The organism is Paraburkholderia sp. RL18-101-BIB-B (genome assembly GCF_046026985.1).
In the GTDB taxonomy this organism is placed as follows: domain Bacteria; phylum Pseudomonadota; class Gammaproteobacteria; order Burkholderiales; family Burkholderiaceae; genus Paraburkholderia.
Genome location: NZ_JARESV010000001.1, coordinates 67,832 through 82,553 on the forward strand (window position 1 = coordinate 67,832; position 14,722 = coordinate 82,553).

10 protein-coding genes are annotated in these 14,722 nt (G+C 63.3%); 5 read left to right on the plus strand and 5 right to left on the minus strand.

Annotated features, from left to right (window positions below):
- The 3 genes from P0D73_RS00330 to P0D73_RS00340 form a co-directional block, all read right to left on the minus strand.
- Positions 1-1,254 carry an ABC transporter substrate-binding protein gene (locus P0D73_RS00330; RefSeq protein ID WP_408317827.1) on the minus strand — a complete coding sequence of 418 codons (1,254 nt, stop codon included), beginning with the start codon at positions 1,252-1,254 and terminating at the stop codon, positions 1-3.
- 87 nt (positions 1,255-1,341) lie between these two features.
- Positions 1,342-3,327 (minus strand): beta-galactosidase, encoded by a 1,986-nt coding sequence (locus P0D73_RS00335; protein ID WP_408428960.1) that lies wholly within the window; start codon positions 3,325-3,327, stop codon positions 1,342-1,344.
- 11 nt (positions 3,328-3,338) lie between these two features.
- A complete protein-coding gene (locus tag P0D73_RS00340; protein ID WP_408428963.1) occupies positions 3,339-4,493 on the minus strand; it encodes an ABC transporter ATP-binding protein in 1,155 nt (384 codons plus the stop codon).
- A 193-nt stretch (positions 4,494-4,686) separates the two neighbouring features.
- Between P0D73_RS00340 and P0D73_RS00345 the strand changes: the two genes are divergently transcribed.
- From P0D73_RS00345 to P0D73_RS00365, 5 genes are all read left to right on the plus strand, one after another.
- Entirely contained in the window at positions 4,687-5,718 is a 1,032-nt protein-coding gene (locus tag P0D73_RS00345; RefSeq protein WP_408174895.1) for a LacI family DNA-binding transcriptional regulator, read from the plus strand.
- A 447-nt stretch (positions 5,719-6,165) separates the two neighbouring features.
- Entirely contained in the window at positions 6,166-7,170 is a 1,005-nt protein-coding gene (locus P0D73_RS00350; RefSeq protein ID WP_106301095.1) for a sugar ABC transporter substrate-binding protein, read from the plus strand.
- Positions 7,171-7,260: 90 nt separating this feature from the next.
- The gene (locus tag P0D73_RS00355) at positions 7,261-8,247 is read left to right on the plus strand and encodes an ABC transporter permease (RefSeq protein WP_132377664.1); all 987 of its coding nucleotides are present in this window, start codon (positions 7,261-7,263) and stop codon (positions 8,245-8,247) included.
- Positions 8,248-8,322: 75 nt separating this feature from the next.
- Positions 8,323-9,120: an ATP-binding cassette domain-containing protein gene (locus P0D73_RS00360; protein ID WP_132377665.1), complete on the plus strand. Its 798-nt coding sequence runs from the start codon at positions 8,323-8,325 to the stop codon at positions 9,118-9,120.
- Between the two features lie 30 nt (positions 9,121-9,150).
- The gene (locus P0D73_RS00365) at positions 9,151-10,377 is read left to right on the plus strand and encodes an ROK family transcriptional regulator (RefSeq protein ID WP_132377666.1); all 1,227 of its coding nucleotides are present in this window, start codon (positions 9,151-9,153) and stop codon (positions 10,375-10,377) included.
- Between the two features lie 45 nt (positions 10,378-10,422).
- Here the strand turns inward: P0D73_RS00365 and P0D73_RS00370 are convergent, their stop codons facing one another.
- Both P0D73_RS00370 and P0D73_RS00375 read right to left on the minus strand, forming a co-directional pair.
- Positions 10,423-13,503: a transglycosylase domain-containing protein gene (locus tag P0D73_RS00370; RefSeq protein ID WP_408281367.1), complete on the minus strand. Its 3,081-nt coding sequence runs from the start codon at positions 13,501-13,503 to the stop codon at positions 10,423-10,425.
- 195 nt (positions 13,504-13,698) lie between these two features.
- Complete coding sequence (locus tag P0D73_RS00375; RefSeq protein ID WP_408428966.1) at positions 13,699-14,682, minus strand: LysR family transcriptional regulator; 984 nt, start codon at positions 14,680-14,682, stop codon at positions 13,699-13,701.
- Positions 14,683-14,722 lie beyond the last annotated feature (40 nt).

Genomic DNA, 14,722 nt, shown 5'->3' on the forward strand with positions numbered 1-14,722 from the left:
TCACTTCTTGTAGATCCGCTTGCGCGTCTGCTCGAGTTGCGCGAGCACGTCGTCGAGCTTCGTGGGATCGGAGATGAACTGCTGCATCCCCTTCATGCCTTCGTCGGCCATTTCCTTGGTCATGTCGCGATCATAGAACTGCGCGATGCCGCCCTTGGTGTTCGCCAGAATCTGGAAGCCGATCTTGGAGATCGGATCTTCCGGTTCCGGCGACTTGCTGTTCGCCGACAACGAGCCGAGCCCGGTTGCCAGCTTTGCGCCGATTTCCGGTGTCTCGACGAACGCCAGGAACGTGTGCGCATCCGCCTTGTTCTTCGCCTTCGACGGAATATGCAGCGACTCCACCGGACCGTCTTCGGCGGTCGGCACCTTCGCGTCGATGATCGGGAACTGGAAGTAGCCCATTTCCGGCTTCACGTTCGGCGGGAAACCAGCGGTGATGAACGTGCCCATCAGCATCATCGCGGCCTTGCCCTGGAACAGGAACGGTTGCACCGAATCGAGATCGTAGGAGAGCGAGTTGTCGATGAAATAGCCCGCGTCGATCAATTGCTTCCACGTCGTGTAGACCTTCTTCACGCGTGGATCGGTGTACGCAATCTCGCCCGCCATCAGCTTCTGATGGAACGCATTGCCGTTCAAACGCAGGTCGAGATAATCGAACCAGCCCGCAAGCGTCCATGCGTCGCGGCCCGCCACGGCGATCGGCGTGATGCCGGCCGCCTTCAGCTTCTTGCAGTCTTCGAGAAACTGATCCCACGTTTTCGGCTCGCCGCTAATGCCCGCCTTCTGAAACAGATCCTTGCGATAGAACATGCCCCACGAGTAGTACACGGTCGGGGCGGCGTACTGCTTGCCCTTATACGACGACGCTTCCTTGGTCGACGCATACATCTCGTTCCAGCCGTTCTTCGCCCAGTCGCCGCTCAGGTCTTCGAACAGGCCGCGCTGCGCGTAATAAGCCATGCGTTCGCCGTCATGCCAGTTGACGATGTCGGGCGCGACCGTTGTCAGCCAGCCGGGCAGTTGCACCTTGTACGCTTCTTCGTCGACGAACGACACCTTCACGTCGATGCCGGGATGCGCCTTCTTGAAGTCGTCGACGACTGATTGCCACACCGCGCGCTGGCTCGCGCCCTTGAACGCGATATTGGCCGTGAGCGTACCCGCCTGGGCCGTGCTGACGGCCGACGTCCCCACAGCCGCGGCGGCCAGCGCGAGTGCCAACAGAATTTTGCGTGGTTTCAGTTTCATGTTGCCTGTCTCCTTTATTCCTTGATTTTGCGTCGTTGTCGTTACTGCATGGAATTTCGTTGGACACTGCGTCGGTGCATCAGACCACTATCGGGTTCGATAGACGGCCACGCCCTGCGGTTCGATTGCATGCGAACCGATCACGAAGGCATCGTCGGCTACATCGGCGAGCGTGTGCGTCGCGTCGCCGTAGTTGAACACGTAGGTCAGCGCGCCGCGGCGGCTCACTCGCACGCTATCGCCGAGCGGCATCGTTGCCACACCCGCTTCCTGCGCGATCCGCTCGAACAGGCGCAGGGTAAGTGCATCATCGAACAGACTCGCGAGGTAGTGGAACGCGCCGCTTCGAACATACGCGGGATGGCCGTCCGCGAATCGGGCGCGCACGTCGAGCGAATCAGCCGCATCGCTCTCGACGAAATCACGCCAGTGACGCGCGAAACCGTCCGCTTCACTCGAGGCCGGATTGTCCAATAGCCGCACTGCTTCGGTCACATTCGGCCGCATCGATTCGACACGCCATACGCGCAACGGCAGCACCGACCCCAGCGCGCCAGGTGGCAGGTTCGCGGGAATCTGCAAATCCTGAGTCTTCGAACCCGTGCGCGGCCCGAGTACGACCTGCGCGCCCGAACTCGCCAGACGCTCTGCAAAATCAGCCGGCACGACCGGCAGCGGCGCCACGACGATCAGACAGTAACCATCCAGCGGCGCGTCGACCGGCACGATATCCACATCGAGGCCGAGCGCGCGCAGCGCCGAGTAATACTCGAAGGCAAAGCGTGGATAGTGAAAGTCCGCTCCCTGCGGATGAATCTCGAACAGCCACTTCGCCTCGTAGTCGTAGACGAGCGCGACCTTTGAACGAATCGCGGCATTGGCGTCGGCATTCGCGGCGAGCACTGTGCGAATCTCGCCGGCAACTTGCGCCGCCTCGTTGCCACCCACGTCGAGCCGGTTATCGGGCCTGTTCAGTCCCGCATGCATCTGTTCCTGCGCGAACGGCGCCTGACGCCAGCGGAAGTACGACACACAGCCCGCGCCGTGCGCGAACGCTTCCCAACTCCACAGCCGTACCATGCCCGGCAGCGGCGCCGGATTCCACTGCGCCCAGTTCACCGGACCCGGCTGCTGCTCCATCACCCAGAACGGCAGCTTCGACATGCCACGATAGACATCGTGATTGAAAGACGCGAAGTCGGGATGCCCGCTGCGCAGCCAACGCGCCTTTACCTCCGGCGCGAACCATTGTTCTTCGAGCGCGCCGAGCGGATAGCTGTCCCACGTCGCCACGTCGAGATCGGCGGCGACCTTGTAGTGATCGAACTCGGTGAAGAGTTGCATGAAGTTGTGCGCGACCGGCCGTCCCGGCGAATGGGCACGGATGATCTCTACCTGCATGCGGTTATAGCGCGCCACCTCGTCGGACGCGAACCGCCGGTAATCGAGGCGATGCGAAGGATGCGCTTCCGTCACGGTCGCCACCGGCGCGTCGATCTCGTCGAAGCTGCGGTACTCCATGCTCCAGAACACCGTGCCCCATGCGCGGTTCAATGCGTCGATGGTGTGATAGCGCGCTTTGAGCCACTCGCGAAAGCGCCCCACCGCCGCCGGCGAATAACTGACCACCGTGTGATGGCAGCCGAACTCATTGTCGGTTTGCCAGTACGCGACAGCCGGATGCTTGCCGTAGCGCTCGGCCACCGCCGTGCAAATCCGCTGCGACGCGGCGAAATACGACGGCGAAGAAAAGTCGTAATGACGACGCGAACCGAACGCACGAGGGCGGCCGTCCGCACCGACCGGCAGAATGTCGGGATGGCGGTCGATCAACCACTTGGGCGGCGTCGCTGTCGGCGTGCACATCACCACTTGCAGGCCGGCTGCGCCCAGCACATCTATCGAGCGGTCGAGCCAGCCCCAATCGTATTCGCCCGGCGTCGGCTCGATCCGGCTCCAGGCAAATTCGGCGATTCGCACCTGTTCGATGCCGAGGGCTTTCATCCGGCGAGCGTCGTCTTCCCACATCGACTCCGGCCAGTGTTCCGGGTAATAACAGACTCCAAGGCGCATCCGAATGTCCTCTATGCGTAGTGTTCGACGGATTCGAGCGAAGCGGCGGCAAAGCCGTCTTCGGTAAACAAATGACAGGCGGGACGGGGCACGCGCAAGCTCGCGCGCTCGCCGGGCGCAAGGCGTGTATTGCCCGGCGCTTTGGCGATCAGCGCGGCGCCGCCAGGCTGATCGAGGTGGACATAACTGTGTTCGCCGAGTTGCTCGACGAGCGACACGGTGCGCGTCAGCACGGCGTCGTCAGGCGCGACGGACGATGCGTCGACAAACTCCAGGTGTTCAGGACGCACGCCGAGCGTGACCGCTTGCGAGGTTTGCAGCCCCGCGCCGTTCACCGGCACGCGCACGGTTTCTTCCGTGTGATCGAGCGTGACGGTTACGCCTTGCGCATCGACCATGGCCACTCTTCCCGGCAGAAAATTCATCCGCGGCGAGCCGATGAAACCCGCGACGAAACGGCTCTTCGGACGGTGGTACAACTCGAGCGGCGCGCCGATCTGCGCGATGCTGCCGTAGCGCTCGGTGTCCTTACCGGCATGCAGCAGCACGATCTTGTCGGCGAGCGTCATCGCTTCGATCTGGTCGTGCGTCACGTAGACCACGCTGGCCTTGGCGAACTGCTTGTGCAGCCGCGCGATCTCGATGCGGGTTTGACCGCGTAGCGTGGCATCGAGGTTGGAAAGCGGCTCGTCGAATAGAAACACGCCGGGCTCGCGCACGATGGCACGGCCAATCGCCACCCGCTGCCGCTGCCCCCCCGACAACGCCTTGGGCTTGCGATCGAGCAACGCTTCGAGTTGCAGAATGCGCGCGGCTTCCCGCACCTTGCGGTCGATTTCATCCTTCGGGGTTTTAGCGAGCTTCAGGCCGAACGCCATGTTCTCGAACACGCTCATATGCGGAAACAGCGCGTAGCTCTGGAACACCATCGCCACGCCGCGTTGCGCGGCCGGCACGTCGTTCATGAGTTGGCCGCCGATCGAGAGGTCGCCGTCGCTGAGGTCTTCGAGACCGGCGATCATGCGCAGCAAGGTCGACTTGCCGCAGCCGGACGGACCGAGAAACACGCAGAACTCGTTTTCGCCGATTTCGAGATCCACGTCGCGGATCACCAGCGCGCCGTCGCCATACGCCTTCTGCACGCCTCTTAACGAAATGCTCGCCATCGCATCGACTCCGTGATTTAATCGGCTCGAAGTCGGAGATTAAGCGCTTAATCAGCAGGGCCGAAAAAATCGATCGCTTGGGATCGTTGGGGCCTTGCCTGTCTCCGAGATCGTTTTGTCTGTGCGACAGATGGTGCCGCGCCTTCGCTCGTGATGCAAATGTCGGGCAGGCATCCCAAATACTGAAAACATCATGCCCACACTCAGCGAAGTCGCGCGTCATGCCGGCGTCACCCCGGCCACGGTGTCCAACGTGCTGCGCAATCGCGGCCGGGTCGGCGCGAACACGCGACAGCGCGTGCTCGAGGCCGTCGAAGCACTCGGCTACCGGCCGCATCTGGCCGCTCGCGCCCTCGCCGAAGGTCGCGCGCCGACGCTCGCGCTGATGGTGTCGAGCATCGCCAATCCGTTTTATCCGGAGTTCGCACTTGCCGTCGAGCGTGCGGCGCGCACGAGCGGCCACTTCGTGATCATCTGCAATACGAACGAAGATCCGCTGACCGGCCGCGCGTATCTCGACCAGATCGCCGGCACACTTTCCGAAGGCGTGCTCGTGACGAATGCAAACCTCGATTTCGCCGACCTTCATACGACTGAATCGCGCGGCACACCGGTGGTGCTGTGCATGTGGGAACGGCCTAACGAGCCGCCGGGTCTGCCGTGCGTCGCTGTCGATTTCCGGCGCGCCGGCGAACTGGCCGGCGCGCATTTGCTGGAGCTCGGCCATCGACGGATTGGCGCGATTGTCGGCAGTAAAGCCTCGGGAATTCATGCGGCACGTTACGAAGGTTTCGTCGACGCGCTACGCGCCGGGGGCGCGCCGAAAGGCCGCGTGAAACATGGCGCCGATACGATTCAGGGCGGCTACGAAGCGGCACGCGCACTGCTCGAAACCAATCCGAAGCTCACCGCGATCTTCGCGACCAACGACCTGCCCGCGCTCGGCGCGATGCACGCCGCCGCCGACCTCGGCCTGAACGTGCCGGCGGATTTGTCCGTGATCGGCATCACCGATATCCAGCTCGCGCGCGAGTCGCGCCCCGCGTTGACGACGGTCGCCGTCCCGACGGTCGAAGTCGCCGGGCTCGCGGTATCCCTGTTGCGAGAGTTGATCGAGACATCGTATGGTCAGGCGGGTCGCGGCGCGGCAAGCGTGCCGATGCGGGTCGCCTCGCCGCCCGAACTGGTCGTACGCGCATCCACCGGCGTGCCGCGTCCGCGGTGATGTGGCCGTACGGCATCGCGGACGTTACGCGGTGAATCCTTCATTCGCGCACGCTGTCTTGCGGGCAAGCAATCGCGCCTCAGACGCCGATAAAACCCCAATAAGCCTTCAATTACCTTTCACACGAGCCAGGACTTTCCCCAACTCCGAACGCTCGATCTCGCACCGCACCACTCCATCCAAGCCCCACCACATAAGGCGCGCGGCCTTCCGACGAGTTTCTGCACGTCATCTTCCATTCCGATCATTTCCTTGACGCGCGTCGACGCGCCTGCTGTACTAAATCAACCAAAGTGATTTAGGCGACACGAATCAACCCGAGTCCGGGTCGTTTCGAACCACCTTAATCCCGCATCAGGCCATAAACCAGGGTGTCCGCGCGCAGCGTTCGCGCAGGCAGCCGCCAGCAGTCCACAACGTCGTTGCCAAAAACCGGAGGAGCGTCCCATGAATCTGAATTCCCGCAGGCTTCCTGTCGCCAGGAAAATCGTGTCGATGTGCGTCGCGGCATCGGCGGTATGGTGTGCGAGCGCGAGCCAGGCGGCTGACCAGCCTGTCGTCGGCCTCATCACCAAGACCGACACCAACCCGTTCTTCGTGAAGATGAAACAGGGCGCCGAAGCGGCCGCCTCGAAAGACGGCGCGAAGCTGATCACCGCCGCCGGTAAGTTCGACGGCGATAACGCGAGCCAGGTCACCGCCATCGAAAACATGATGACGGCCGGCGCAAAAGCGATTCTGATCACGCCGAGCGACACCAAGGCGATCGTGCCGAGCATCAAGAAAGCGCGCGCCGCCGGCGTGATGGTGGTCGCGCTCGACACGCCGACCGATCCGCAAGACGCCACCGACGCCCTCTTCGCCACCGACAACTTCAAGGCCGGCGTGCTGATCGGCAAATACGCGAAAGCCGCGCTGAACGGCAAGCCCGCGAAGATCGCCACGCTCGATCTCGCGCCCGGCGTCTCGGTGGGCGTGCTGCGTCATAACGGCTTCCTTGAAGGCTTCGGCGTGAAGGAAGGCGATCCCTCGGTGGTCTGCAGCCAGGACACGCGCGGCGATCAGGCCAAGGGCCAGACGGCGATGGAAAACTGCCTGCAGAAGTCGCCCGACATCAACGTGGTCTACACGATCAACGAACCGGCCGCGGCGGGCGCTTACCGCGCGCTCAAGGCGGCGGGCAAGGATAAGAGCGTGATGATCGTTTCGATCGACGGCGGCTGTGAAGGCGTGCGCAACGTCAAGGCCGGCGCCATCGCCGCGACCTCGCAGCAATATCCGCTGAAGATGGCCTCGCTCGGCGTGACGGCCGGTGTCGAGTATGCGAAGACCGGCAAGAAGGTCTCCGGCTATCAGGACACCGGCGTGACGCTGATCACCGACAAAGCGATGTCCGGCATCGACAGCAAGGACACCAAGTTCGGCCTCGACAACTGCTGGGGCAACAAGTAACACGCACTGAACAGCGGCCCGCTTCGCCGGGCCGCCATCGGATTTGCCGCGTGGCCAGCCCGCCACGCTCATGCATCGAGGTCATCCATCATGTCGACTCCTTCCGCGCCCGCCGGCCACTCGCGTTCGTTCGCCGAGCGCATGCCATCGCTTGCCGAAGTCGGGCCACTCATCGCACTGGTACTGGCTTGCGGCTTCTTCATTTCGCAGAGCGACCGCTTCCTGTCGTTCCAGAACCTCTCGCTGATCCTGCAGCAAACCATGGTGGTCGCGGTCATCGCCATCGGCCAGACGCTGATCGTGCTGACCGGCGGCATCGATCTGTCGTGCGGCATGGTGATGGCGTTCGGCTCGATCATCATGACCAAATTCGCGGTCACGCTCGGTGTGCCACCGGCGCTCGCGATTCTCTGTGGGGTTGGCGCGAGCACGCTGTTCGGCGCGCTCAACGGCGTACTGATCACGCGTATCAAACTGCCGGCCTTCATCGTTACGTTGGGTACGTTGAATATCGCGTTCGCGCTCACGCAGATCTATTCGAACGCCGAGAGTGTGTCGAACCTGCCGGACGCGATCATGTTCTTCGGCAACACGTTCAAGCTCGGCCCCGCGGATGTCACGTACGGCACCGTGCTCACCTTGCTGATGTATCTCGCCACATGGTTCGTGTTGCGCGACACCGTGCCGGGCCGGCATCTGTACGCGCTCGGCAACAACCCCGAAGCCGCGCGCCTGATGGGCTTGTCGTCGCAGAAGATCCTGCTGACCGTGTATTCGCTGGCCGGCGCGATCTACGGCATCGCTGCGCTGTTGTCCGTGTCACGGACCGGCGTGGGCGATCCGCAGGCGGGGCAAACCGAGAATCTCGACAGTATCACCGCGGTCGTGCTCGGCGGCACGAGTCTGTTCGGCGGACGCGGCTCGATTGTCGGCACGTTGCTCGGCGCGTTGATCGTCGGCGTGTTCCGCAATGGTTTGACTCTGATCGGCGTCTCTTCGGTCTACCAGGTGTTGATCACCGGCATGCTGGTGATTCTCGCGGTGGCCGCGGACAAACTTTCCCATCGTCGCGGTTAAAAACGCAATCGCACTTCGTGCATGGGGCCGGAGTAAGCGCTGAAGCGCCAACTCCGGCCAACAGAGGAGCCCGTCATGTCGACACCAATTTCCGCTTCTGCCGCGATGCCCGTTCTGCAGGCGCGCGGACTCATCAAACGCTATGGCAACGTGACCGCGCTCGACGGTTGCGATTTCGAAGTGATGCCCGGCGAAATCATGGCTGTGATCGGCGATAACGGCGCGGGAAAATCGTCGTTGATCAAGGCCCTTTCCGGCGCCACGGTGCCGGACGAAGGCGAGATTCTGCTCGACGGCAAGCCCGTCAAATTCCGCAGCCCGCTGGATGCCCGCGCGCAAGGCATCGAGACGGTGTATCAGGAACTCGCAGTGGCGCCGGCCATGAGCATCGCCGAAAACCTGTTCCTCGCCCGCGAACTGCTGAAACCGGGCTGGCGCGGCTCGATCTTCAAGATGATCGACAAGCGCCGCATGCTGGACGAAGCGACCGCGCATATGAAAGACCTGCAGATCGGCATCCGCTCGATGCGCCAGGCCGTCGAAACGCTCTCGGGCGGCCAGCGCCAGGGCGTGGCCGTGGCGCGCAGCGCGGCGTTCGCGCGGCACGTGGTGATTCTCGACGAACCGACCGCCGCGCTCGGTGTGAAGGAAGGCAACATGGTGCTGGAGTTGATCCGGCGCGTGCGCGATCGCGGCTTGCCGGTGATCCTGATCAGCCACAACATGCCGCACGTGTTCGAGATCGCGGACCGCATCCATATCCAGCGGCTCGGCCGGCGCGCGGCGCTGGTGAACAGGAAAGACATACATATGTCGGAAGCCGTGGCGATCATGACGGGCGCAAAGGAAGCGGACGTCAAGGCGATTGCATGATGCGTGCATCCTGCTGAGCGGGCTCTCACCATGGAAACCACCGGCACCCGCTCGCCCCTCAAACGCACGGTCGGCTCGAATCAGGTCGGCATGCGGCAGTTCAACGAGCGCATCGTGTTGCAGGCGATCCGCTTGCATGGGCCGCTGCCGAAAGCCGACGTGGGCCGTCTCACGCGTCTTTCGATGCAGACGGTGTCGATGATCGTCGAGCGTCTCATCGAGGACGGTCTGCTCGAAAAGCAGGCTCGCGTGCGCGGCAGGATTGGCCAGCCATCCGTGCCGATCGCGTTGCGCGCGCAAGGCGCGTACACCATCGGCGTCAAGGTGGGACGTCGCAGTCTCGATGTGCTCGCGATGGATTTCGCCGGCCACGTGGTGCACCGCGATGTCTTCGACTACGCCTACCCCGATCCGCGCACGCTGTTTCCCGCGCTCGAAAGCAAGCTGGCGCGCGTGAATCAAACGCTCGGCGCGAAGGCCAGCCAGGTGGTCGGCGTGGGCGTCGCGGCGCCCCTGTGGCTCGGCGGCTGGCGCGACTTTCTCGGCGCGCCGCCCGATGCGCTCGAAGCGTGGCACGAGATCGATCTGCGCTCGCGCATCGCCACCATGACGGGCCTGCCCGTGGAGTTCGCCAAAGACACCACGGCCGCCTGCGCCGCCGAACTCGTCATGGGCCAGGGCCGCGGCATCCACAACTTTCTGTATCTGTTCGTCGGCACGTTTATCGGCGGCGGTCTCGTCATCGACGGCCGTTTGCATAGCGGCCCGCACGACAACGCGGGCGCGGTCGGTTCCATTCCGCTGCGCGAAGGTGGCGCGCGCAAACCCGCGCGGCAACTGTTGCACGCGGCCTCGGGCTTCGTACTTGAAAAGCTATTGACCGATGCGGGCGCGCCGGCCGCGGCCGCGCACGATCATCGCGCGTTGTCGCCGGAATTGTGGCGGCACACCGAGCAATGGCTCGATAGCGCGTGCCCCGCGATCGCCAACGCGCTAACCAATGCGGCGGCCCTGCTCGATCTCGACGCGATCGTGATCGACGGCGAACTCGACCGGCAACTGGTGCGGGAGATCATTCGACGCACCGAGCGCGTGCTCGACCGCTTCGAATGGGAAGGCATGGTGCGTCCGCAATTGCTGGAAGGCGCGATCGGCGCCGATGCGCGTGCGATGGGCGGCGCGATTCTGCCGCTCTATGCGCATTTCGCGCCGGTGCATGAACTCTTCCTGAAGCCGGCGGCGGAGACGGCTTATTAGGCGCTGCCGATGTGGCCATCGACACCGGCACGCCTCACTTCATGCTCATTGCTCGGCGACCTTCGTGATGGAAGCCGTTTTCGCAGGCGGATTGTCGAGCAACGGCTGCAACACGGGCGCCAGCGACTTCAGCAATTGCACCGACAGCGCGCTGGTGAACTCGTAATGCGCGGCATACGGTTCATGCACCCAGGCGGTCAAGGTGCCATAGAACCGGTCGCCCATCGCGAACACGAAGGTCGCGCTGCGGTTCACCTTGCGCGACTCGATCAGCCGCGCGCCTTTGGCGAACACATTGAAACGCTGATCGCCGGTTCCGGTCTTGCCGTACACCTGGAGCGTCTGGCCGTCGGGGAACGTCATGCCTTGCGCCAGACGCCGCGCCGTACCGCCCGTCACCACATCGCGCAACAGCACTTTTACGACGCCAGCGATTTCCGGCGACAACTGCTGCTGCGGCGCCACCGCCGCGCGCTGGAAATGTGTTTCGTAAGGCGTGTCTTTCGCGAAGTCGAGTTGCGTGAGGCTTTCGGTCGGCACCTTGTTGCCGTTGTTGGCGATCACGCCGATCAGTTGCGCGAGCGCGGCCGGCCGGTCGCCCGATGCGCCGATTGCCGCCGCATACGAAGGCGTGAGCGTCGCGAACGGATAACCAAGCGCCTGCCATGACTTGCCGATGGCATCGTAGGCACGCAGTTCGACCATCCGTTTGATGCGGCGGTCCTGCGTCGCGTGATAGCGCGTCTTGAAGAGCCACGAATACGTCGACAGACGCACGTCGCGGCTCGCGCTCTGGATCTGTTCGAGCGTGGCGTCGGGATGCGCGCGCAGATAGTTGAGCGTCCACAGTTCCAGCGGATGCACGCTCGAGATATAGCCGCGATCGTTCAGATTGAAGCGGTCGATTGCGTATTTGGCATACAGGTTAGCGAGGTCTTCGTCGTCCAGCACGGAGGCGGCGGGTGTGTTTTTCAGCGCGGCGCGCATCCTGGCGTTGAACCACGCATTCGACTCGTCAGGCGCGACGCTGCGCAACACCGTCGCCACCTTTGGCGGCGATTTGCGCACGCCGAGCAGAAGCAGCGCCAAGGCCTGATCGGGTGTCTTGCCGTGATACTTCGTGTAGAAACGGTTCATGTACACGCGGCTTTCCTGATCCGCGAAGCGCGTCAGATACATCTTGCGCATCTCTGGATCACCCAGCCATTGCGCCGACGGCCCGGTGGTCTGCACCATTTCGTAATGGACGATGTCGCGCATCAGCCGCACGAACACCAGATTCACCGAATGCTGGAACGCGCGGTGCACGGTCAGGATGCGGCCGTTGTCGTCGGATTCGAAATTGTTGAAGGTTTGCGCGCCGCCGCCCGTGTAGAACGTTTCACCGGGACTAGCCGAGTATTTGCGCTCCACGGCCGCGTCGAGCATGGCTTGCAGCGAACGGTCCGAAGTGTGCGCGAGATAGTCGAGCGCCCAGCGCGTGAGCTGGTCGTTCGGATCGTACTTGACGGCTTTCAGCTCCGCTGTGCTCAGCGCTGCATAACGCTTGTGCAGATCCGAGACGATCTGCAAATACGTCACCACAGTACGCAGTTTCGCCGTCGAACCGAGGTTCAGGCGTGCGCCGGAGTTGATGTCGAACGGCTGGTTGACGCTGTCGGTTTGCACCCGCACGAGGTTGGCGCCGTCGCGCCGCTCGAACAGCGTGAAGCTATAGGCGATTCTCGACGGATCGTCCGACGCGCGCAGCATTTCGAAGCCGACCAGACCCGCCGCTTTCGCGCCGTCGCGCGTGGCGGCGGCGGCAAGCCGCTCGCTCACGGCCTGCTGAACGGCGTTGTTGAGAGTGCCCTTCGCCTGCAGATCGAGGCGGTCGAGTTCGTAAAAACTCGGAATGCCGAGCGCGGCCAGCAGATGCGAACGCATGGACGTCACCGCCTTGCGCGACACGAAGGAATCCGTGCTGGCCGTTTTGACGGGCGCGCGGTGCAGATCGACCACCGCGGACAGCGCGGCATCGCGCAACGGAATCGAAACGATGCCGCCGTTCGCCAGCAGCCGCAGATAACTGTCGGTCAGCCGTTCGAGTTCCTTGTAGCCGTGATGCAGGAAATACGACGGCGCGCGTTGCGCGATCATCAACGAGAGCACCTGCCGGAACGCCACGCCCTGCTCCGGCAGATTCTGTTCGGTCGACGGCGCTGCCAGGATGCGGTTGACATCGTTGAAATCGCGGCCATACCAGGCGGCGAGACCGTCGCCGATCCCGTTGATTTCGCCGATGCCCGGCTGCGCGGCCAGCGGCACCGAGTTGAGATAGCGGACGACGATCTGCCGGCGCGCCGGCATGGTTTGCGGGCCGTTCAGATAGGCGCGCACCGAAGCCGATGCGATTTGCCGCAATTTTTCCGGCGGCGTCGCCGTGCGGCCGCCCGCGGAGTGGCGGAATTTTTCGATCTGCGTGGCAAGTGTGCTGCCGCCGGGCTGCGACTGATGGTGATTGAACACGCGCACGCCCTGGTCGGCCAATGCACGGCTGAAGCGCCCCCAGTCGATTGCCGGATTGCGGTTCGGCTGGTTCGGATCGAGCAGATAGCGGTCTTCGATAAACAGCAGCGAATTCACGACCAGCGGCGGAATCGCGTCGAAGTCGTCGTACACGCGGCCGGGAAACTGCGCGGCGAAGAGCGGCGCGCCGGTGCCGTCGAAGAGTTGCAAGCCCGCCCGATCTTTTTCTTCGTACGGCAGAAAGAGGCCGTTATCCGCCAGCGATAGCATCCGGTCGGAATCGCGCGCCTGGGCGGTGATTTCAAACCCGCGTTGCAGCAAGCGCTGCTGGATCGACGGCAGCAGCGCGTAGCCCAGTCGGCTATCGTATGGGCCGTTGTCGGCTTGGGGAAAACGGATGGAATGACTGGCACCGTCGGCGACGGAAAAGCCCACGTCGCGAGTCAATTCGGAGAGATAGTGCGCCTGCAATCGCGAGGTTTCGATCTCGTTCTGGCAAAAGCGTACCGCCAATGCCAGCGCAAGCAAGAATGCCGCCACCAGCGCCCATTTGAACCACTTGCGCACAGACGTCGTGCCCGTCGCGCGAAACGGTAATCGAACCAGCGGCCGATTCATGGTGCTCTCCCCGAGCGGACGCCGGTTTCTTCTGGCCCGGCGCACCTTCAAGGCAGTGTAGCGCGGAACGCGAACCCAGGATCGGTTCGGATTTACCCGAGAGTGTCGCGGCTACAACACCTCTTCGCAAGACATGGCGCGGCGCCAATTGCCATGAGATATTCAACGTCTTTCGCGTGATGAAAAACCGCCGCTTCAGGCGGTTTTTTGCTTTCGAGCCGCATGCGCCGGCAAGCGGGCTTGCGCCTGCTCCGCCGGCTGGGTACGCAGCAATTCGATGAACTGTTCCGCCGGTGGCGACAGCACCCCGCCCTTGCGCGTCACGACGCCGAAAGTTTGCGAGGGCGACTTGAGCTTCACCGGCACGAGACGCAGCATCTTTTGCCTGACGAACAGCGCGGCGATCGCCGTCGGCAATAACGAAACCAGGTTGTGACTGCTTTGCAGGAGCGCGACCGTCACGAACGTCGAGGCCGTCGAAACCGGGTTATCCGGCATCTCCAGACCGGCCAGATCCATCTCACGCTCGAGCAGCGCGTGCAGCGGCATATGCGACGGATACATCACCCAGCGGTGTCCGGCCAGATCGCGCAGTTTCACCTCTTTCTTCGGCAACGGCGGATGGCCGTAGCCCACCACCACCGAGAGCGGCTCGTCGCCTAGCGGACGATAGTGATATTTCGATGGATCGGCCGCTACCGCAGCGCGGCCGATCACCAGATCGAGCCGGCCGTCGTCGAGTTGCTGGAGCATTCGCGCGCTCGTGTCTTCCACCACTTCGACGGAAAGATTCGGCTGGCCCGCATGCAGTTGATTCAGTGCCGGCACGACGCACTCCGGAATCGCCCCCATGATCGCGCCGATCGCGAGACGCCCGCCGCGCCCGGAACGTATCTCGGCGACGTCCTGGCAGAGCGCGGTGAGATCGGTCGCCACGAGGCGCGCGTAGCGGATCACGCAGTGGCCGAGCTGGTTCGGGATCATGCCGCTTTTGGAGCGCTCGAAGAGCGGCGCTTCGAGCATCGACTCCAGTTCCTGCAAGGCCTTGCTGGCGGCCGACTGTGTCATTGACATCGCACCGGCGGCTTTGTGCAGCGACTTCAGGTCGTCGAGCGCGATCAGCAATTGCAGTTGTTTAATGCGCAGTTTCGACAGCAGGATGTTGAGGGTGTCTTTCATGGCAGCGTATCGGGGCTAAAGCGGGGGGCTAAAGCGCGGG

What these genes read in the sequence shown, in the direction of transcription:
- P0D73_RS00360 (WP_132377665.1), top strand. Translation starts at nt 8,323, where the DNA reads ATGTCGACACCAATTTCCGCTTCTGCCGCGATGCCCGTTCTGCAGGCG.
- P0D73_RS00375 (WP_408428966.1), bottom strand. Translation starts at nt 14,682, where the DNA reads ATGAAAGACACCCTCAACATCCTGCTGTCGAAACTGCGCATTAAACAA.
- P0D73_RS00340 (WP_408428963.1), bottom strand. Translation starts at nt 4,493, where the DNA reads ATGGCGAGCATTTCGTTAAGAGGCGTGCAGAAGGCGTATGGCGACGGC.
- P0D73_RS00370 (WP_408281367.1), bottom strand. Translation starts at nt 13,503, where the DNA reads ATGAATCGGCCGCTGGTTCGATTACCGTTTCGCGCGACGGGCACGACG.
- P0D73_RS00345 (WP_408174895.1), top strand. Translation starts at nt 4,687, where the DNA reads ATGCCCACACTCAGCGAAGTCGCGCGTCATGCCGGCGTCACCCCGGCC.
- P0D73_RS00330 (WP_408317827.1), bottom strand. Translation starts at nt 1,254, where the DNA reads ATGAAACTGAAACCACGCAAAATTCTGTTGGCACTCGCGCTGGCCGCC.
- P0D73_RS00350 (WP_106301095.1), top strand. Translation starts at nt 6,166, where the DNA reads ATGAATCTGAATTCCCGCAGGCTTCCTGTCGCCAGGAAAATCGTGTCG.
- P0D73_RS00365 (WP_132377666.1), top strand. Translation starts at nt 9,151, where the DNA reads ATGGAAACCACCGGCACCCGCTCGCCCCTCAAACGCACGGTCGGCTCG.
- P0D73_RS00355 (WP_132377664.1), top strand. Translation starts at nt 7,261, where the DNA reads ATGTCGACTCCTTCCGCGCCCGCCGGCCACTCGCGTTCGTTCGCCGAG.
- P0D73_RS00335 (WP_408428960.1), bottom strand. Translation starts at nt 3,327, where the DNA reads ATGCGCCTTGGAGTCTGTTATTACCCGGAACACTGGCCGGAGTCGATG.